The organism is Pseudooceanicola endophyticus, from assembly GCF_018760365.1.
In the GTDB taxonomy this organism is placed as follows: domain Bacteria; phylum Pseudomonadota; class Alphaproteobacteria; order Rhodobacterales; family Rhodobacteraceae; genus Pseudooceanicola; species Pseudooceanicola endophyticus.
Window position 1 is genome coordinate 129240 of the sequence record NZ_JAHIAB010000007.1, and the last position, 18618, is coordinate 147857.

Genomic DNA, 18618 nt, shown 5'->3' on the forward strand with positions numbered 1-18618 from the left:
AATGGCAGGTCAGGCCGCCATGGAGACATTCTCGAGGATGCGCACGGCGCCCTGGCCATCGACCAGTGCCGCGTCAACGCGCATCTCGGGCGGCCAGCCGCCCAGCCCCGCCGCATAGGCCTCGGCGGCACGGAAGATCCGGGTCATCTGTCCCCAGCGCAAAAGCCGGGCCGCCGCATCGAAGCTGCGGCTGGCCTTCACCTCGACGAAGACCAGGGTCTCTCCGTCAGTGACGATCAGGTCGATCTCGGCACCGGCACCGCGCCAGCGCCGCTCCAGCACCCGGTAGCCCAGCCGTTCGAAGTGGCGCGCCGCGCAGTCCTCCGCCGCCTGGCCCGCCACGAAGGCGCGATGCCCGCGCCGCTGGTCGCTGTCCATGCGATCAAACCGGAGAACCTCTGCCATGGCCTGCCCTTCCTAGCTGTCCTGCCCCATCTTGAGGGCCATCTGATAGACCTTGCGGCGCGGCAGGTTGAACAGCGCGGCCACCTCGTCGGCGGCATCGCGCACCGAAGACACCGCCAGCGCCGCCTTCAGTTTCGACTCTAGGTCCCCTTCGCTAACAGTCTCTGAATGTCCGCGATCGATCAGCAACACGATCTCGCCGCGCGGCGGATCATCGTGGCAGCCCTGGGCCAGCTCCGCCAGCGTGCCGCGGCGGATCTCCTCGAAGCGCTTGGTCAGCTCGCGGCACAGCGCGCCCTGGCGTTCACCGCCCAGGATCTCGGCGGCGGCCTCCAGGGTCTGGGCGACGCGGTTGGGGGATTCGTACAGCACCAGCGTCGCCTTCAGCTCTTTCAGCTCCAGCAGCGCGGTCTTGCGCGCCGAATCCGCCGGCGGCAGGAAACCCGCGAAATGGAAGCGGTCGGTGGGCAGGCCGCCCAGCGACAGCGCAGTGATCACCGCCGAGACCCCCGGCGCCGTGGTCACCAGCGCGCCACTGTCGCGCAGCTCGCGCGACAGTTCGAAGCCCGGATCGGCGATCAGCGGCGTCCCTGCCTCCGAGGCATAGGCAACGGACCGCCCGTCGGCGATCTCGCGCACCAGCCGGGCGCGGACCTTCTCGGCGCTGTGATCATGGTAGGCCAGCAGCGGCCGGTCCCCGAGCGAAATCCCGTGGATATCCAGCAGCCTGCGCAGCGAGCGCGTGTCCTCGGCCGCCAGCACCTGGGCCGAAGCCAGCACGTCGAGCGCCCGCAGCGTGATGTCGCGTGCCGTACCGATCGGCACCGCCACGAGGTAGAGACCTGCCGGCAGGTCGAGCTTTTCGGCATTCATCGCTGGACCCTTCGATGGATGGACTTATTATCTGGCTCGCCACGGAAATATCGCCGGACCCTGCACTGTGGCAGCCCCGGCCGACCCGATTTGAGGAGATGCCCATGTTCGCTCTTTTGAGCGCCGCCCGCAAGGCAGTCGCCCCCCGGCGCTTTGCCGCCGGACGCCGCCGGTTCGTGCTTGCCCTGCCCGTCCTGGGGCTGGCCGCCGCCTGTCAGCCGGTCTCGATGAACGGGGCAAGCGGCCCGGCGCTCGACGCCAGCCAGCCGGTGCCGGTGGCCCTGCTGGTGCCCAAGGGCTCGGGCCAGTCGGGGGATGCCATTCTCTCGCAAAGCCTTGAAAACTCGGCCCGCCTGGCCGCGTCCGAGCTGAACGGCGTGCAGATCGACCTGCGCGTCTACGACACCAAGGGCGACCCGGGCACGACCCAGGCGGTGACCGCACAGGCCATCGACGAGGGCGCCAAGATCATCCTCGGCCCGGTCTATGCCGCCGATGCCAATGCCGCCGGCCATATCGCCAAGGCGCGTGGCGTCAACGTGCTGGCCTTCTCCAACAACGCCTCCATCGCCGGGGGCAACGTCTTCATCCTGGGCCCGACCTTCCAGAACACCGCCGACCGGCTGACCGCCTACGCCGCCGCCCAGGGCCGCTCTCGCATCGTCGTGGTCCATGCCAATACCCCCGAAGGCCAGGCCGGCGCCTCGGCAATCCAGGGCGCGGCACAGCGCTATGGCGCCACCATCGCCTCCAGCGTGCCCTACGAGTTCTCGCAGCAGGGCGTGACCAAGGCGATCCCCTCGATCGTCAGCGCCGCCGGCAACGGCCAGGCCGACGCGATCTTCCTGACCGCCAACACCGCCGGTGCCCTGCCGATGCTGACCCGGATGCTGCCCCAGCAGGGCCTGGGCACCGACACGATCCAGTACATGGGCCTGACCCGCTGGGACATCCCCAGCCAGACCCTGCACCTGCCCGGCGTCCAGGGCGGCTGGTTTGCCATTCCCGACCCGAACCTGACGGCGCAGTTCATCCAGCGTTACCGCGCGGCCTACGGCGGCGACCCCCATCCCATCGGCGGCCTGGCCTTCGACGGCATCAACGCCATCGGCGCGCTGATCCAGCAGGGCGGGCGCGATCCGCTGAGCGCGGCCGCGCTGACCCAGAACGCCGGCTTCCAGGGCGTCGGCGGGGCCTTCCGCTTCCGCACCGACGGCACCAACGAAAGAGCGCTTGCGGTTGCGACGGTGCGTGACAATCAGGTCGCGATCCTTGATCCTGCCCCGCGTAGCTTCTCCGGCATGGGATTCTGATCACGGGTCCGCACCGGATCTCCCGCAGACATCCAGCAACCGGATGAACCATGACTGAAACGATCACCCTGCCGGACGACCTGGTTCGTCCGGCACGGGACATTCTGGATCCCGTCGCGCTCCAGGCTGCCCTGGCCGAGGCCGCCGGCAAGGATCCCGCCGCCCCCGAGGCCCGCACCCGCATCGTCCAGGTCCTGTCCAGGGCCCGGGCCCATGGCGCGGGCGCCATCGCCGAGGCGCTTGGCGAACATCCCTTTGCCGCCCGCCCCACCACCCGCGCCTTCACCTGGCTGACCGATTGCCTGATCCGCGCCGTGCTGGACCAGGCCCGCGCCGGACTTACCCCCGCGCAGCGCAAGGCGCTTGGCGATTTCGCGGTCTGCGCCGTCGGCGGCTATGGCCGCGGCGAGATGGCGCCGCAATCCGATGTCGACCTGCTGTTCCTGTCCAAGGGCAAGATCTCTCCGGCGCTCGAGGCGCTGATCGAGGCGATGCTCTACATGCTGTGGGACCTGAAGCTGAAGGTCGGCCATTCCAGCCGCACTATCAGGGAATGCATCAAGCTGGGCGGCGAGGATTACACCATCCGCACCGCGCTGATGGAGAACCGCTACCTTGCCGGCAGCGAGGCCCTGGCCCAGGAGCTGAACACCCGGCTCTGGTCCGACCTCTTCAAGGGCACCGAGACCGACTTCATCGAGGCCAAGCTGAAGGAGCGCTACGAGCGTCACCGCAAGCAGGGCGGCCAGCGCTACGTGGTCGAACCCAACGTGAAAGAGGGCAAGGGCGGCCTGCGCGACCTCCAGTCGCTCTACTGGATCGCCAAGTACGTCCATGCCGTGCAATCGGTGAAGGAGCTGGTGCAGCTAGGCGTCTTCACCCAGGAGGAATACGACCGCTTCCAGCAGGCCGAGGATTTCCTCTGGGCGGTGCGCTGCCATCTGCACCTGCTGGCAGGCCGTCCGATGGACCAGCTGACCTTCGACATGCAGGTCCAGGTCGCCGAACGCATGGGCTACAAGGACCGTGGCGGGATGCGCGCGGTCGAGGTCTTCATGCAGGCCTATTTCCGCCACGCCAATGCCGTGGGCGAGCTGACGCGCATCTTCCTGGTGAAGATGGAAGACGCCCATGTGAAGAAGAACCCCAGCCTGACCAAGGTGCTGCGCCGCCGGCCTCGCAAGAACGACCTGTACCGGCTGGAGCACAACCGCCTCGACATTGCCGACGAAGAGGCCTTCTTCGCCGACAAGCTGAACATGCTGCGCATCTTCGACGAGGCGCTGCGTTCGGGGATGCTGCTACACCCCGACGCGATGCGGCTGATCCACGCCAACCTGCACACCATTGACGACCGTATGCGCGAGAACCCCGAGGCGGCGAAGATCTTCCTCGGCACGCTGCTCAAGCATGGCAACCCGGAACGCGCGCTGCGCCGGATGAACGAGCTGGGCCTGCTCTCGGCCTTCATCCCCGAGTTCGAGCCCATCGTCGCGCTGATGCAGTTCAACATGTACCACCACTACACGGTGGACGAACATACGATCCAGGTGATCCGCAACCTGGCCCTGATCGAGCACGGCGACCTGGCCGAAGAGCTGCCCATCGCCTCCACCATCCTGAAGGAAGGGGTGAACCGGCGGGTGCTCTATGTCGCCATGCTGCTGCACGACATCGGCAAGGGCCGCGAAGAGGATCACTCGGTCCTGGGCGCCAAGATCGCCCGCAAGGTGGCGCCGCGCCTCGGGCTGACGCCGGATGAATGCGACACCGTGGAATGGCTGGTGCGCTATCACCTGCTGATGTCGGACATGGCGCAGAAGCGCGACATTGCCGATCCCCGCACCGTGCGCGACTTTGCCAAGGCGGTGCGCACCCGCGAACGGTTGGACCTGCTGACGGTGCTGACGGTCTGCGATATCCGCGGCGTCGGGCCGGACACCTGGAACAACTGGAAGGCGGCGCTGCTGCGCGGACTCTACAACCAGACCCGGCGCGCCATGGAAACCGGCCTGGAAGAGCTGAACCGCACCCATCGCGGCCGCGAGGCCCGCAAGAACCTGCGCGACCGCCTGACCGGCTGGAGCCGCACCGATCTGGACCGGGAGGTGAAGCGCCACTACCCGCCCTACTGGCAGGGTCTGCACGTGGATGCCCATGCCACCTTCGCCGAGATGCTGCGCGACCTGCCGGTGGATGAAATCCGCATCGACCTGCATCCCGACGAGGACCGCGCCGCGACCCGCGCCCTCTTCACCATGTCCGATCACCCCGGCATCTTTGCCCGCCTGTCGGGTTCGCTGGCGCTGGTGGGAGCCAACGTGGTGGATGCGCGCACCTACACGACCAAGGACGGCTACGCCACCGCCGCCTTCTGGATCCAGGATTCCGAGGGCAAGCCCTACGAGGTCTCGCGCCTGCCGCGCATGACCCAGATGATCCACAAGATCCTCAAGGGCGAGCTGGTCGCGCGCGAGGCGATGCAGGACCGCGACAAGATCAAGAAGCGCGAACGTGCCTTCAAGGTCTCGACCTCGGTCGCCTTCGACAACGAGGGTTCGGAAATCTACACCATCATCGAGGTCGATACCCGCGACCGTCCGGGTCTGCTGTACGACCTGACGCGCACCATGGCCTCCAACAACGTCCAGCTCGCCTCGGCGGTGATTGCCACCTACGGCGAGCAGGTCGTCGATACCTTCTACGTGAAAGACATGTTCGGCCTGAAACTCTACTCCGAATCCAAGCAGAAATCGCTGGAACAGAAACTGCGTGACGCGATCACCGCAGGCCAGGAAAGGGCACGTTCTTGACGCCCATCCGACTGGTCTCGGGCATCTTCACCGTCGGCATCTGGACCCTTCTCAGCCGTGTGCTGGGGCTGGCGCGGGATATCATCCTGCTGGCCACCCTCGGCACCGGCCCGGTCTACGAGGCCTTCGTGGTGGCCTTCCGCCTGCCCAACATGTTCCGCCGCTTCTTCGCGGAGGGCGCCTTCAACATGGCCTTCGTGCCGATCTTCTCGAAAAAGCTGGAATCCGGCGAGGGCGCGCGCCACTTCATGAACGAGGCCTTCTCGGGCCTCGCCACCATCCTGATCGGCCTGACCGTGCTGGCCCAGGTCTTCATGCCCTGGCTGATCCTGGCGCTGGCCTCGGGCTTCCAGGGATCCGAGCAGTTTCCCCTGACCGTGGCCTTCGGGCGCATCGCCTTCCCCTACATCCTGTTCATCTCTCTGGCGGCGCTGCTGTCGGGGGTGCTGAATGCGGCCGGGCGCTTTGCCGCCGCCGCCGCCGCACCCGTGCTGCTGAACGTGCTGCTGGTGGGCGCCATGGCGCTGGCCGGACCGCTGGGGCTGAACCTGGGCTACACGCTGATCTGGATGATCCCGGTCGCCGGCGTGGCGCAGTTCACCCTGCTCTGGATCGCCGCCCATCGCGCGGGCTTTTCCCTGCGGCTGCGCCGCCCGCGCCTGAGCCCCGACATGAAGCGGCTGATCCGCATCGCCATTCCCGCAGCGCTGGCGGGGGGCGTGGTGCAGGTCAACCTGCTGGTGGGCCAGCAGGTCGCCAGCTACTTCGACCGCGCGGTCGGCTGGCTTTTCACCGCCGACCGGCTGTATCAGCTGCCGCTGGGCGTCGTCGGCATCGCCATCGGCGTGGTGCTGCTGCCCGACCTCTCGCGCCGCCTCAAGGCCGAGGACACCGAAGGATCGCGCAACGCCCTGTCGCGCGCGGGGGAACTGGCTCTGGCCCTGACCCTGCCCTGCGCCGTCGCGCTGATGGTCATCGCCCTGCCCATCGTCTCGGTCCTGTTCGAACGCGGCGCGGCGCGCCCCGAGGACAGCCGTGCCATCGCCCTGGCGGTCGCGGTCTACGGTGCGGGCCTGCCGGCCTTCGTGCTTCAGAAGGTGCTGCAACCGCTGTTCTTCGCCCGCGAGAACACCCGCAGCCCGTTCAACTATGCCCTGGTCGCCATGGCGGTGAACGCCCTCATCGCCATCGGTCTGGCGCCGGTGATCGGCTGGATCGCCCCCGCCATCGCCACCACCACCGCCGGCTGGGCCATGGTGGTGCTGCTGGCACGCGGCACCCGCCCGATGGGCGAGATCGCGCGGTTCGACGACCGCTTCCGCCGCCGCGCCCCGCGCATCCTTGCCACCGCGCTGATCATGGGCGCCGCGCTGATCCCGGCCCGGATGCTGCTGCACGGCTGGCTGCACAGCGATTTCATCCGTTATCCGGCGCTGATCGTGCTGATCGGCTGGGGCTGCCTGGTCTACTTTGCCGTCGGCCCGCGCATCGGCGCCTTCACGCTGGCGGACTTCACCGGCGCGCTGCGACGCAGGGGAAAGCGCTGAACCTTTCGTGAGGTGGCGGCGTTGACCTAGCGATCCGTCACCTCCCAAGGGGTCTCAGAATGCCGAAAGACAAGGACTTGTTCCCCAAGCTCGACCTGTTGGTAACAGCGGCCGAGATGTTTCCCGCACTGGAGCGCCTGTGCCTGGAGGCCCGGGAAGAGGTGCTGATGTCGTTCCGCATCCTCGATCCGCTGACGCCGTTGCGCAGCCCCGAGGCGCTGGCCCTGGGCCTGACCAACTGGGGCCAGCTGCTGGGCCATGTCGCCGGGCGCGGCGTGGTGCTGCGGCTGCTGATCTCGGATTTCGACCCGCTTTTCGCCGCGGAACTGCACCGCAATGCCTGGATGAACGCCCGCGGCTTCGCCACCGAGCTGGGCGAGGCCGCGCAGATCCTGTGCGCCCAGCACGAGGCCACCGCCGCGCCGCTCTGGAAGACCGTGTTCCGCCCCAAGGTGCGCCAGCTTCAGGCCCAGCTTGCGCGCTATGCCCCCGCGCATCTGACCCCGCCCCAGCATCAGGCCCTGGCCGGAGAGATGACCATCCGCCCGGCCTCCCTGCACCAGAAATTCGCCGTCGCCGATGCCGAGCATGTCATCTGCGGAGGCATCGACATCAACCAGCGCCGCTGGGACGATGCCGACCACCAGCGCCGCGCCGAGGACACCTGGCACGACGTCTCGGTCGCCGTCTCGGGGCGGGTGGGCGAGGATCTGCGCCACCATTTCGCCGAATGCTGGGACCGCGCGATGCAATCCGGCGCCGCTTCCTTCGGAGCCGAGCCCACCGCCGTGGCCGAGACCCGCGCGGTGATCGACAAGCTGCCGCCCTCGGGCGGGCCGCGCCTGCTGCGCACCCTGTCGCGGGCGCGGGGCGGGATGCTGCACCTGGGTCCCGAGCCCGACATCTGCGAACACGAGGAGGCCCACCTGGCCGCCTTCGAGACCGCGCAGGAGATGATCTATCTTGAGACCCAGTTCTTCCGCCACCTGCCGCTGGCGCGCACGCTGGCCGCCCAGGCCCGCCGCGCCCCCGACCTTCAGGTCGTGCTGGTGCTGCCCACGGAACCCGAGCGGCAGATCTTCGACGGCCATTCCGGCATCGACGTGCGCCATGCCCAGGCGCTGCAACTGCGCTGCCTGACGCTGCTGAAACGCGCCCTCGGGGATCGCATCGCCATCGTCTCTCCGGCGCAGCCGCGCCCGGCGCCGCGCCACACACCGATGCCGCTGCACGGCGCCGGCATCGTCTACCTTCATTCCAAGGTGACGCTGGTCGATGACCGGCTGGGCATCATCGGCTCGGCCAACCTCAACGGGCGCTCGATGCGGTGGGACACCGAGGCCTCGCTCCAGTTCCACGAACCCGAAGAGATCCTGTCGATGCGCGAGCGGCTGATGCGGCACTGGCTGCGCGCCCGGATCGGAGAGATCGACACCACCCGCGCCAGCGACTGGATGCGGCTGGCCCGCGAAGAGGCCGCCCGCCCCCCCGAGGCCCGCAGCATCTACCTGCTGCCCTGGCCCGAGGCCCGCAACCGCCGCTTTGCCCGGGCCTTCCCGCTGCTGCCCGCCGACATGTTCTGACGGCGCGCCTCAGCGCCGTTGCAGGCGGGCGCGCAGCCGGGCGAAGCCACCGGGCAACAGCAGCGGCGACAGGGCGAAGCCGGTGACAAAACCCGAGAGTTCTGCCACCCAGCCCATGCCGACCTCGAAGAAGATGCCGAACAGCAGCTGCAGGCCCATCAGCACGCCAATCAGCCGGAAGGCCGCGATGGCGCGTTCGCCGACCCGCTGGTAGGTGACCCACAGGATGTAGCTGTAGGCGCCGATCAGGCCGTAGGTCGGCGGATAGGCCCCGTAGAGCGGCTGGGTCGGCGGCGCCACCAGGCCGAAGATCAGCGCCCCGACGATGGCGGAGACGAAGAAGATCACCAGCAGCGCCACCGGCTTCATGATCTCTCCGACGAACTTGCCGAGCGCCAGCATCATCACCCCGGCAATCACCGCCTGGGTGAAGCTGCCGTGGATGAAGGGATAGCTGACGAAGCGCACCAGCACCCGGGGATCGAAATCGTGGCTCTGCGCCAGATAATCGAGGAAGGCCGGGAAGAAGGCATAATCCTGAAGCGCGCTCAGCCGCCAGCCCACGGCCGAAGGCCCCCCCACCAGCCCGGCCTTGCCGAGCGAAAAGATCCCCTCGATCCCGATGATGGCGATGAACAGCAGGACCACGACGGGCGGCACCGGGTTGACGGGGTGCTCTGGGCGCCGCTGGAAGGGGTCGTTCATGGGCTGTCCTTTCGATGCCATCTGGGGGCCACCTGTGGCCAGGGCCGCGGTTGACGCCCCCCGGAGGCATGGGTAAGCCAGCTCAGACGGAATTTCCAGACGAAGCCCAGCAGGAGCGGGACATATGTCCGACGTGACCGACCAAAGCAAAAGCACCTTCCAGCCTCGCGTGTTCTCGGGGATCCAGCCCTCCGGTGGCCTGACCCTTGGCAACTACCTCGGCGCCATGCGCCGTTTCGTGGACTGGCAGGAGCGCGGGCTGAAGGAGGGCTTCGAGACGATCTTCTGCATGGTCGATCAGCACGCGATCACCGTCTGGCAGGACCCCGAGGCGCTGCGCCGGCAGACCCGGGAACTGGCGGCAGGCTACATCGCCTCGGGCCTCGACCCGTCGAAGTCGATCCTGTTCAACCAAAGCCAGGTGCCCGAGCACGCGCAGCTGGCCTGGATCTTCAACTGCGTCGCCCGCATGGGCTGGATGCAGCGGATGACCCAGTGGAAGGACAAGGCGGGCAAGAACACCCAGAACGCCTCTCTCGGCCTGTTTGCCTACCCTGCCCTGATGGCCGCCGACATCCTGGTCTACCACGCCACCCATATCCCGGTGGGCGAGGACCAGAAACAGCACGTCGAGCTGACCCGCGACATCGCCGCGAAGTTCAATCACGACTACAAGACCGAGTTCTTCCCGATCACCGAACCGGTGATCGAGGGCGCCGCGACCCGCGTCATGTCGCTGCGCGACGGCTCCAAGAAGATGTCCAAGTCCGATCCTTCGGACATGGCGCGCATCAACATGACCGATGATGCCGATGCCATCGCCAGCAAGATCCGCAAGGCGCGCACCGACCCCGATGCCCTGCCCTCCGAAGTTGCGGGCCTGGCCGAACGCCCCGAGGCGAAGAACCTGGTCAACATCTATGCCGCCCTGGCGGACATGAGCATGGAACAGGTGCTGGGCGATTTCGGCGGCAAGCAGTTCTCGGAGTTCAAGCCGGCGCTGGCCGATCTGGCCGTCGCGAAACTCTCGCCCATCTCGACCGAGATGGCGCGCCTGATGACCCAGCCCGACGAGATCGACGCGATCATCGGCAAGGGCGCCCTGAAGGCCCGCGAGATCGCCGAGCCGATCCTGAAGAAGACCTATGACATCGTCGGCATGATCCGCAGCTGATCCCGACCGATGGCGAAAACAGGGGGCGGTGCCGGCAACGGCGCCGCCCCTTTCGCATCCCCGCACAGCCCCCGTGCGACCGGCGGGCTTTCTGCACCGCCCGACAGCGGCGTAAATGGAACCAGCACAGCGCGGGAGGTTTCCATGATCAAGCCCATCAACCCAGGCGTCCGCCTCGGCCATGTCCACCTGAAGGTGGCCGACCTTGACCGGGCCATCGATTTCTATTCCGGCATCCTCGGGCTGACGGTGACGCAGCGCTACGGGCGCGCCGCCGCCTTCCTTTCGGCGGGGGGCTATCACCATCATATCGGGCTGAACACCTGGGAAAGCCGGGATGGCGAACCGCCCGCCAAGGGCACGACCGGCCTTTACCACCTGGCGCTGCTCTATCCTGACCGCGCCAGCCTGGCGGATGCGCTGCGCCGGCTGGAGGAGGCCGGCGTGACCATCGACGCCGCCTACGACCATGGCGTCAGCGAGGCGATCTACCTGAACGATCCGGACGGCAACGGGGTCGAACTCTATTACGACCGCCCAGAGGACCAGTGGCCGCGCCAGCCCGACGGCCAGCTGGCCATGTACAGCGCCCCTATGGAGCTGGAGAGCCTGCGCAACACACGCTAAGCGCGATCCGATGCCGAAGTTGTGAGCGCCATCATGATCACATCACCTTCCGCGCATGATTTTCGCGATGACGTTGGGAAAGGGTCATGGAACGGATTCAATTCCCATGCATTCTATCCTCATACAGCGGGCCAACGCTGGCCGCGGCCCGCTCTTTACCCCCCAAGGGCTTTTCATTACCAAGCACCCCCGGTCTTCGGACCGGGGGTTTTTCCGTCGCGGCGCCCTTCCGCTTCCCCAAGGGTTGGCCTATCCCTTGGCCCTGAACCGCAGGAGTTTTGAACATGGCAGGTGAAATCCATACCTATTTCGAAGGCAGCTGGCACCAGGGCGACATCCCCGTGATGAAGGCGGGCGACCACGCCGCCTGGCTGGGCAGCACGGTCTTCGACGGCGCGCGGATGTTCGACGGCATGATCCCCGATCTGCGCCCGCACCTGGAGCGCGTGAACCGTTCGGCAGAGTCGCTGATGATCAAGCCGACCGTCGGCGTCGACGAGATGATCGAGATCACCCGCGAAGGCCTGAACCGCTTTGCCAAGGGCACGCCGGTCTATGTCCGTCCGATGTACTGGGCGCTGGTGGGCAACGAAACCGTCGTGCAGCCCGCCTATGGCGAGGGCACCGGCTTCTGCATCGCGCTGGAAGAAATGCCGCTGGCCCCGCCCGAGGCCGCGACCACGCTGACCCGCACCCGCTTCCGCCGTCCGACGCTGGACTGCGCGCTGACCAATGCCAAGGCCGGCAGCCTTTATCCCAACAACGGCCGGATGCTGGCAGAGGCGCGCTCCAAGGGCTTCGGCAACGCGCTGGTGACCGACATTGCCGGCAATGTCGCCGAGACCGCCACCGCCAACGTCTTCATGGTCAAGGACGGAGAGGTCTTCACCCCGATCGCCAACGGCACCTTCCTGTCGGGCCTGACCCGCAAGCGCCACATCGCCAACCTGCGCGCCGATGGCGTGACGGTGCACGAGGCAGTGCTGACCTATGCCGATTTCGAAGCCGCGGATGAAATCTTCCTGTCGGGCAACGTCAACAAGGTGACCCCGGTCACCGCCTTCGATGACGTCTCCTACCAGATCGGCCCGATGACCAAGCGCGTGCGCGAACTCTACTGGGACTGGGCCAAGTCCGACATGATGCTGTAAGGCATCCCCGATTGCGAAAAGGCCCCGGACGGCAGCGTCCGGGGCCTTTTTCGTCAGTCCAGATCCAGCGCGGGATCGGCGGCCCGCAGCGGCGCCGTCAGCGCCGAAAGCCGGGTGATCTGGCGCCCCTCTTCATCGAAGTTCGCCGGTGACAGCCAGCGGTCATAGGCGGCCTTCAGCGGCCCCCAGCGATCATCGGGAATGGCAAACCACGCGGTGTCGCGGTTGCGCCCCTTCACCACCATGTGCCTGACGAAGACCCCTTCGTAGCCAAAGCCCAGCCGCTGGGCCGCGCGCCGCGACGGCAGGTTCAGCGCGTTGCACTTCCATTCGTAGCGCCGGTAGCCGTTGGCAAAGGCCCAGCCCATCATCAGCACCATCGCCTCGGTCGCCGCCGGGCTGCCCTGCAACGCCGGAGAGAAGCAGATGTTGCCGACCTCGATGCTGCCGTTCCCCGGCACGATGTTGAGGTAGCTCGCGACGCCAAGCGCCCGGCCCGTCTGCACGTCGCAGAGCGCCAGGAACAGCACCGCCGGGTCGCCCTGCACCGAGGCGATCCAGGCGCCATAGGCATCGGCATCCGCGAAGGGACCGACCGGCATGTAGTCCCACAGCCAGTCGTGTCCCTGCCACTGCGCAAACAGGTCCGTCGCATGGGCGGGGGTCAGCGGCTCGGCCCGGACCAGCCGTCCGCTCAGCACCAGGTCGCGCGGCGGCACGGTTGCGGGCGTCCAGTCGTCCAGCATTTGGCCCAGCGGGCGGGGATCTTCCATGTCAGGCTCCGAATTTGTTGATCCCAGACTACGCGGGCAAGCGGCAATGACAAGGAACAGCCCCGCCGGGCAGGCGTTGATCCCTCACAGCCGCCCGAAAGGAGACAGCCATGCCATCGATCTACGACGCCATCCGCGACGATCACGCCCGTCACCGCGACCTGCTGAAGACCATTGATGCCACCGAAGGCGCCACCGCCACCCGCGAGGCCGCCTTCCAGGCGCTTTACCACGACATCAAGTCCCATTCCGCCGCCGAGGAAGAGACCTTCTATTCCAAGCTGATGCAAAAGACCTGGGGCCAGGACATGGCGCGCCATTCGGTGGCCGAGCACCACGATATCGACGACATCCTGGAAGAGCTGCGCGAAAAGGACATGTCCTCGCCCGGCTGGATCCAGCGCTTCCGGGTGCTGAAGCATGATTACGAGCACCACATGGACGAGGAAGAGGCCGATCTGTTCACCCGCGCCCGCGAGGTCATCGGCGCCCAGCACAATGACCGTTTCGGCGCCGACTTCCTGAAGCGCAAGGCGCAGGAAGAGGAGCTGATCGAGAAGAAGCGCGCCGAGGCGCTGGAGGAATAAGCCCCCGACGGCAAAATGAACGGCAAAAGGCCCAGACCATCAGGTCCGGGCCTTCTTTCCGGGGGCGGACAGAACCGAGGGAGCGACCCGCCCGGCCCCCGAAGGGATCAGAGCGCGGCAGCCATGGCCGCCGACAGCGGCGTCGTCGGGTGGCCGATCAGCGTCGACAGCGTGGTGCCCGTGTCATACAGCGCGCCCGTCTTGGCGCCGGTGTCGAAGCTGGCGTAGGCGGCGGCCATCGGGGCGGGCAGGCCCGCGCCCTCCAGACCCTTGGCATAGTCGGCCTCGCTCAGGTCGACGTAGGGAACGTCCTTGCCCGATTGCCTCGACAGCTCGGCGGCCAGCTCGCTCAGCGTGTAGGCGCTGTCGCCCGAGAGCTCCAGCACCTGACCGTCATAGGCGTCGGTGGTCAGCACGGCGACGGCGGCATCGGCATAGTCGGCGCGGCTGGCGGAGGAAATCTTGCCCTCGCCCGCAGCGCCGTAGAAGGCGCCATTGGCCAGTGCCGGGCCGACCGAGGCAAGGTAGTTCTCGGTGTACCAGCCATTGCGCAGGATCACCGTCTTTAGGCCGGACGCGGCCAGTGCCGCTTCGGTCGCCAGGTGCTCTTCGGCCAGGCTCAGGACCGAGGTATCGGCATGGAGCAGGCTGGTATAGACGATGCGCGCGACACCGGCGGCCTTGGCGGCGGCAATCACGTTGGCATGCTGGGTGGCACGCTGGCCGATCTCGTTCCCCGAGATCAGCAGAACGGTGTCGATGCCCGCCAGCGCCGGTTCCAGCGTCTCGGGCTTGTTGTAATCGGCGGCGCGGGCGGTGACGCCCAGATCGGCGGCCTTTTCGGGGCTGCGCACCAGCGCGACGATCTGATCGGCGGGCAGCTTGGCCTTCAGTTTCTCGATGACAAGGCGGCCCAGCTGGCCGGTGGCTCCGGTAACGGCGATGGTCATGGCGATGATCCTTTGCATTCGGTGATGCGACTCGGATATACGAAGCGCAAACTTTTCGTAAGTACGCACAGGAATGTAAGTATGGAACAGCCCGGCCCCCTGGAACCCGAGAAGCTGTCGGAACGGTTGCGGCGCGGCGACCTGATGGCGGCAAACTGCCCCTCGCGCGAGGTGCTCAAGCACATGACAAGCCGCTGGGGGGTGCTGGTGCTGATCGCGCTGGAACACGAGACGCTGCGCTTTTCCGCCCTGCGCCGCCGCGTCGGCGGGGTGAGCGAGCGGATGCTGGCGCAGACCCTGCAATGGCTGGAGGGCGACGGGCTGGTGCTGCGGGTGGCCCATGACGTGATCCCGCCGCATGTCGACTACAGCCTGACGCCGCTGGGCCGGGAGGCCGCCGTGCATGTCCGGGGCCTGGCCGACTGGATCGAGACCGCCCTGCCCCGCATCGCCGCGCACTGGCCGGATCCGCAAGAGGCGGAGGCCTGAAACGGAAACACCCGGCCCACGAAGGGGCCGGGTGTGCTGCCTGTATATTTCGATCTGCCTCGTCCAGGGTGCCCGACACCCCGGAATCTGAGGTGCCGAATCCCTAGATCATTCTTGCGGGATAACCCGCAGATTCAGCTCCATGAGCTGTTCGGGGGTGGGCTCGCCGGGCGCGCCCATCATCAGGTCTTCCGCGCGCTGGTTCATCGGGAACAGGATGACCTCGCGGATGTTCTGCTCGTCTGCCAGCAGCATGACGATGCGGTCGATGCCGGCCGCGCAGCCGCCGTGCGGGGGCGCGCCGTACTGGAAGGCGTTGACCATACCGCCGAAGCGCTTGATCACCTCTTCCTTGCCATAGCCGGCCAGTTCGAAGGCCTTGAACATGATCTCGGGCTTGTGGTTCCGGATCGCGCCCGAGACCAGCTCATAGCCGTTGCAGGCCAGGTCGTACTGGAAGCCGCGCACGTCGAGCGGGTTGCCCTCCAGCGCTTCCATGCCGCCCTGGGGCATCGAGAAGGGGTTGTGCTCGAAGTCGAGCTTGCCGGTCTCGGGGTCCTGTTCGTAGATCGGGAAATCGACGATCCAGGCAAAGGCGAAACGGTTCTGGTCGGTCAGGCCCAGCTCGTCGCCGATGACGGTGCGGGCCTTGCCGGCAACCGTCTGGAACTGCTTCGGCTTGCCGCCCAGGAAGAAGGCCGCGTCGCCGACGCCCAGGCCCAGCTGCTGGCGGATCGCCTCGGTGCGCTCGGGGCCGATGTTCTTGGCCAGGGGACCGGCCGCTTCCATCTCGCCATTGGCTTCGCGCCAGAAGATGTAGCCCATGCCGGGCAGACCTTCCTTCTGGGCGAAGGCGTTCATGCGGTCGCAGAACTTGCGGCTGCCACCTTTCGGCGCGGGAATGGCGCGGATCTCGGTGCCTTCCTGCTCCAGCAGCTTGGCGAAGATCGCGAAACCGGATCCGGCGAAATGCTCGGACACGACCTGCATCTTGATCGGGTTGCGAAGGTCCGGCTTGTCGGTGCCGTACCACAGCGCGGAATCCTTGTAGGAGATCTGCGGCCAGCTTGCCGGATCATCCACTTTCTTGCCTTCGCCGAATTCCTCGAAGACGCCTGCCAGCACCGGGCTGATCGTGTCGAACACGTCCTGCTGGGTGACAAAGCTCATTTCCATGTCGAGCTGGTAGAAGTCGGTGGGCGAACGGTCGGCGCGCGGGTCCTCATCGCGGAAGCAGGGCGCGATCTGGAAATACTTGTCGAAGCCCGACACCATCAGCAGCTGCTTGAACTGCTGGGGGGCCTGCGGCAGCGCGTAGAACTTGCCCGGGTGCAGACGCGAGGGCACCAGGAAGTCGCGCGCGCCTTCGGGGCTGGACGCGGTGATGATCGGCGTCTGGTATTCGCGGAAGCCCTTGTCCCACATGCGCTTGCGCATCGAGGACACAACGTCCGAGCGCAGCGTCATGTTCTTCTGCATCACTTCGCGGCGCAGGTCGAGGTAGCGATAGCGCAGGCGGGTTTCCTCGGGGTATTCCTGTTCGCCGAAGACCATCAGCGGCAGTTCCTTCGCGGCGCCCAGCACCTCGATGTCACGCACGAAGACCTCGATCTCGCCGGTGGGCAGCTTGGGGTTCACCAAGCTTTCGTCGCGGGCCTTCACCTCGCCGTCGATGCGGATGCACCATTCGGAACGGACCTTCTCGACAGCGGCGAAGGCCGCGCTGTCGGGGTCGCACAGAACCTGGGTGGTGCCATAGTGGTCGCGCAGGTCGATGAAGAGAATGCCGCCGTGATCGCGCACCCGGTGCACCCAGCCGGACAGGCGAACGGTTTCGCCGACGTTGGCCTTCGTGAGAGCGGCGCAGGTGTGGCTGCGATAGGTATGCATGGTTCTGTCCTCGGTGTCCGGGTCGGATGGGCGGCGGCTCACGCGCGTGCGCGGGAAAAGCCTGCGCCGGATCACATGGAAGGCACTTGAAGTCAAGGGAGGCAGGGCCGCGCGTGCCGGAACGGCAGGCGAGACTCACCCCGGGCGACTCATTGCCTGCCCCCTTGCTGACCCCGGGTCCGCTGCAAATTTAGGCGGGTCCTCCCGATAATGTTCCCAAAATGCGGGCTCGGAGTACGCCTGTGCACATTGCAAAGGCCCTCTCGCGATTTACAATCATCTTCACGCTCTGCACAAAATGCGGAACCAATGGCTTTTGCCGGTGGTGTCCCGAGGGTGGCGGGAGATGCCGGGCCAGCATTCAGGACGAGGGACTCCCTTCACGGGGAGACACGACTATGTGGGAAAAACTGATTAACACCTTCCTGGAACGCGCGATCCGAAAGGGTCGGCTCTCCATCACCTATGCCGACGGCACGGTGCGCACCTTCGGTGGTGCCCCCGGCGCCCCGGATATCGCGGTGAAAATTCACGATGCCGATCTTCCCCGGAAGATGGTGTACGACTTCGAACTGGCCTTCTGCGAAGCCTATATGGACGAGCGGCTGACCATCGAGAACGACGACCTTTACGGGATCATCACCCTGGGCCTGACCAACCTGCGCGACGCCCCTGCAGCGTGGTGGCAGCGTCCGATGCAGATGATCCGCCACGCTTCGCGGCGGATCGCCCAGTTCAACCCGGTCGGCAAGGCCCAGGACAACGTGGCACACCACTATGACCTGTCGGGCAAGCTTTACGACCTGTTCCTCGACGAGGACCGTCAGTACAGCTGCGCCTACTGGCCGAGCCTGGACATCACCCTGGAAGAGGCGCAGCTTGCCAAGAAGCGCCACATCGCCAACAAGCTGCGCATCGAGCGCGGCATGAAGGTGCTGGACATCGGCTGCGGCTGGGGCGGCATGGCGCTGACCCTGGCGCAGGAATACGGCGCCAAGGTCGTCGGCGTCACCCTTTCGAAAGAACAGCACGCCATCGCGGTGAACCGGGTCAAGGCCCTGGGCCTGGAGGGCCAGGTCGACATCCGCCTGCAGGACTACCGCCACGTGGACGAGACCTTCGACCGCATCGTCTCGGTCGGCATGTTCGAGCATGTCGGCGTGCCGCATTACCGCGAGTACTTCCGCCACGTGAAGAAGTTCCTCGCCCCCGACGGCGTGGCGCTGATCCACACCATCGGGCGCTCGGACCCGCCGGGCATCACCAACAACTTCATCACCAAGTACATCTTCCCGGGCGGCTACGTGCCGGCGATGTCCGAGGCCATGGCCGCGGTGGAGAAGGAGAAGCTGGTCGCGACCGACGTCGAGGTCTGGCGCCTGCACTATGCCGAGACCCTGAAGCACTGGTACGAGCGCTTCATGGAGAACGTCGACAAGGCGCGCGAGATCTACGACGACCGCTTCGTGCGGATGTGGCGCCTCTACCTGATCGCCTGCGAGATGACCTTCCGGCTGAACGACCAGGTGGTGTTCCAGTTCCAGCTGGCCCGCGACCAGGAAGCCGTGCCGCTGACCCGCGACTACCTTTACGTGGAACCCGAGCACGTCCCCCTGCCCCAGGCCAAGGCCGCGCAGTAAGGCAAGATCACGGTTTCGGGACGGCGCCCCCTGCGGGCGCCGTTTCGCGTTCCGGGCCGGTCCGGGGGCGCTGCCCCCATCGGCCCCGGGGGGCCGAT

General features: G+C 66.8%; 16 protein-coding genes. 10 read left to right on the top strand and 6 right to left on the bottom strand.

Going from position 1 to position 18618, the window contains the following annotated elements; all coding sequences use genetic code 11:
- Positions 1-9: 9 nt before the first annotated feature.
- Both KM176_RS13685 and rsmI read right to left on the bottom strand, forming a co-directional pair.
- Positions 10-405: a YraN family protein gene (locus KM176_RS13685; protein WP_160894065.1), complete on the bottom strand. Its 396-nt coding sequence runs from the start codon at positions 403-405 to the stop codon at positions 10-12.
- Between the two features lie 12 nt (positions 406-417).
- Entirely contained in the window at positions 418-1278 is an 861-nt protein-coding gene (rsmI, locus tag KM176_RS13690) for a 16S rRNA (cytidine(1402)-2'-O)-methyltransferase (RefSeq protein WP_160894063.1), read from the bottom strand.
- Between the two features lie 104 nt (positions 1279-1382).
- Here rsmI and KM176_RS13695 point away from each other — a divergent pair, with 104 nt between their 5' ends.
- Genes KM176_RS13695 through KM176_RS13710 form a run of 4 tightly spaced genes read left to right on the top strand, consistent with a single transcriptional unit; the run spans position 1383 to position 8534 of the window.
- A complete protein-coding gene (locus tag KM176_RS13695; protein ID WP_160894061.1) occupies positions 1383-2591 on the top strand; it encodes a penicillin-binding protein activator in 1209 nt (402 codons plus the stop codon).
- A gap of 50 nt (positions 2592-2641) precedes the next feature.
- Positions 2642-5404: a [protein-PII] uridylyltransferase gene (locus KM176_RS13700; protein ID WP_160894059.1), complete on the top strand. Its 2763-nt coding sequence runs from the start codon at positions 2642-2644 to the stop codon at positions 5402-5404.
- The gene (gene murJ / locus KM176_RS13705) at positions 5401-6951 is read left to right on the top strand and encodes a murein biosynthesis integral membrane protein MurJ (protein ID WP_160894057.1); all 1551 of its coding nucleotides are present in this window, start codon (positions 5401-5403) and stop codon (positions 6949-6951) included. The genes KM176_RS13700 and murJ overlap by 4 nt, the downstream gene beginning before the upstream one ends.
- Before the next feature lie 59 nt (positions 6952-7010).
- On the top strand, positions 7011-8534 hold the full coding sequence (locus KM176_RS13710; RefSeq protein WP_160894055.1) for a phospholipase D family protein: 1524 nt from the start codon (positions 7011-7013) through the stop codon (positions 8532-8534).
- A 9-nt stretch (positions 8535-8543) separates the two neighbouring features.
- Here KM176_RS13710 and KM176_RS13715 read toward each other — a convergent pair whose 3' ends face one another.
- Positions 8544-9239, bottom strand: coding sequence for a rhomboid family intramembrane serine protease (locus tag KM176_RS13715; RefSeq protein ID WP_160894053.1), 696 nt, complete (start codon positions 9237-9239; stop codon positions 8544-8546).
- Positions 9240-9363: 124 nt separating this feature from the next.
- Between KM176_RS13715 and trpS the strand changes: the two genes are divergently transcribed.
- The 3 genes from trpS to KM176_RS13730 all read left to right on the top strand — a co-directional run bounded on the left by trpS (position 9364) and on the right by KM176_RS13730 (position 12191).
- Entirely contained in the window at positions 9364-10413 is a 1050-nt protein-coding gene (gene trpS, locus KM176_RS13720; protein ID WP_160894051.1) for a tryptophan--tRNA ligase, read from the top strand.
- A gap of 144 nt (positions 10414-10557) precedes the next feature.
- On the top strand, positions 10558-11040 hold the full coding sequence (locus tag KM176_RS13725) for a VOC family protein (RefSeq protein ID WP_160894049.1): 483 nt from the start codon (positions 10558-10560) through the stop codon (positions 11038-11040).
- 284 nt (positions 11041-11324) lie between these two features.
- Positions 11325-12191 (top strand): branched-chain amino acid aminotransferase, encoded by an 867-nt coding sequence (locus tag KM176_RS13730; protein ID WP_160894047.1) that lies wholly within the window; start codon positions 11325-11327, stop codon positions 12189-12191.
- A 53-nt stretch (positions 12192-12244) separates the two neighbouring features.
- On the opposite strand, the gene KM176_RS13735 is transcribed toward KM176_RS13730, so the two are convergent.
- A complete protein-coding gene (locus KM176_RS13735; protein WP_160894045.1) occupies positions 12245-12964 on the bottom strand; it encodes a GNAT family N-acetyltransferase in 720 nt (239 codons plus the stop codon).
- A gap of 110 nt (positions 12965-13074) precedes the next feature.
- Here KM176_RS13735 and KM176_RS13740 point away from each other — a divergent pair, with 110 nt between their 5' ends.
- A complete protein-coding gene (locus tag KM176_RS13740; RefSeq protein WP_160894043.1) occupies positions 13075-13551 on the top strand; it encodes a hemerythrin domain-containing protein in 477 nt (158 codons plus the stop codon).
- Positions 13552-13658: 107 nt separating this feature from the next.
- Here the strand turns inward: KM176_RS13740 and KM176_RS13745 are convergent, their stop codons facing one another.
- A complete protein-coding gene (locus tag KM176_RS13745; protein WP_160894041.1) occupies positions 13659-14501 on the bottom strand; it encodes an SDR family oxidoreductase in 843 nt (280 codons plus the stop codon).
- An 81-nt stretch (positions 14502-14582) separates the two neighbouring features.
- On the opposite strand from KM176_RS13745, the gene KM176_RS13750 reads away from it, so the two are divergent.
- Positions 14583-14990 carry a winged helix-turn-helix transcriptional regulator gene (locus KM176_RS13750; RefSeq protein ID WP_160894039.1) on the top strand — a complete coding sequence of 136 codons (408 nt, stop codon included), beginning with the start codon at positions 14583-14585 and terminating at the stop codon, positions 14988-14990.
- Between the two features lie 108 nt (positions 14991-15098).
- Here the strand turns inward: KM176_RS13750 and aspS are convergent, their stop codons facing one another.
- Positions 15099-16880, bottom strand: coding sequence for an aspartate--tRNA ligase (gene aspS / locus KM176_RS13755; protein WP_160894037.1), 1782 nt, complete (start codon positions 16878-16880; stop codon positions 15099-15101).
- A 398-nt stretch (positions 16881-17278) separates the two neighbouring features.
- Here aspS and KM176_RS13760 point away from each other — a divergent pair, with 398 nt between their 5' ends.
- Positions 17279-18520 carry an SAM-dependent methyltransferase gene (locus KM176_RS13760; RefSeq protein ID WP_160894035.1) on the top strand — a complete coding sequence of 414 codons (1242 nt, stop codon included), beginning with the start codon at positions 17279-17281 and terminating at the stop codon, positions 18518-18520.
- Positions 18521-18618: the final 98 nt, after the last annotated feature.

What these genes read in the sequence shown, in the direction of transcription:
- KM176_RS13735 (WP_160894045.1), bottom strand. Translation starts at nt 12,964, where the DNA reads ATGGAAGATCCCCGCCCGCTGGGCCAAATGCTGGACGACTGGACGCCC.
- KM176_RS13740 (WP_160894043.1), top strand. Translation starts at nt 13,075, where the DNA reads ATGCCATCGATCTACGACGCCATCCGCGACGATCACGCCCGTCACCGC.
- aspS (WP_160894037.1), bottom strand. Translation starts at nt 16,880, where the DNA reads ATGCATACCTATCGCAGCCACACCTGCGCCGCTCTCACGAAGGCCAAC.
- KM176_RS13695 (WP_160894061.1), top strand. Translation starts at nt 1,383, where the DNA reads ATGTTCGCTCTTTTGAGCGCCGCCCGCAAGGCAGTCGCCCCCCGGCGC.
- KM176_RS13710 (WP_160894055.1), top strand. Translation starts at nt 7,011, where the DNA reads ATGCCGAAAGACAAGGACTTGTTCCCCAAGCTCGACCTGTTGGTAACA.
- KM176_RS13730 (WP_160894047.1), top strand. Translation starts at nt 11,325, where the DNA reads ATGGCAGGTGAAATCCATACCTATTTCGAAGGCAGCTGGCACCAGGGC.
- trpS (WP_160894051.1), top strand. Translation starts at nt 9,364, where the DNA reads ATGTCCGACGTGACCGACCAAAGCAAAAGCACCTTCCAGCCTCGCGTG.
- KM176_RS13725 (WP_160894049.1), top strand. Translation starts at nt 10,558, where the DNA reads ATGATCAAGCCCATCAACCCAGGCGTCCGCCTCGGCCATGTCCACCTG.
- KM176_RS13685 (WP_160894065.1), bottom strand. Translation starts at nt 405, where the DNA reads ATGGCAGAGGTTCTCCGGTTTGATCGCATGGACAGCGACCAGCGGCGC.
- KM176_RS13760 (WP_160894035.1), top strand. Translation starts at nt 17,279, where the DNA reads ATGTGGGAAAAACTGATTAACACCTTCCTGGAACGCGCGATCCGAAAG.
- KM176_RS13745 (WP_160894041.1), bottom strand. Translation starts at nt 14,501, where the DNA reads ATGACCATCGCCGTTACCGGAGCCACCGGCCAGCTGGGCCGCCTTGTC.
- KM176_RS13715 (WP_160894053.1), bottom strand. Translation starts at nt 9,239, where the DNA reads ATGAACGACCCCTTCCAGCGGCGCCCAGAGCACCCCGTCAACCCGGTG.
- rsmI (WP_160894063.1), bottom strand. Translation starts at nt 1,278, where the DNA reads ATGAATGCCGAAAAGCTCGACCTGCCGGCAGGTCTCTACCTCGTGGCG.
- KM176_RS13750 (WP_160894039.1), top strand. Translation starts at nt 14,583, where the DNA reads ATGGAACAGCCCGGCCCCCTGGAACCCGAGAAGCTGTCGGAACGGTTG.
- KM176_RS13700 (WP_160894059.1), top strand. Translation starts at nt 2,642, where the DNA reads ATGACTGAAACGATCACCCTGCCGGACGACCTGGTTCGTCCGGCACGG.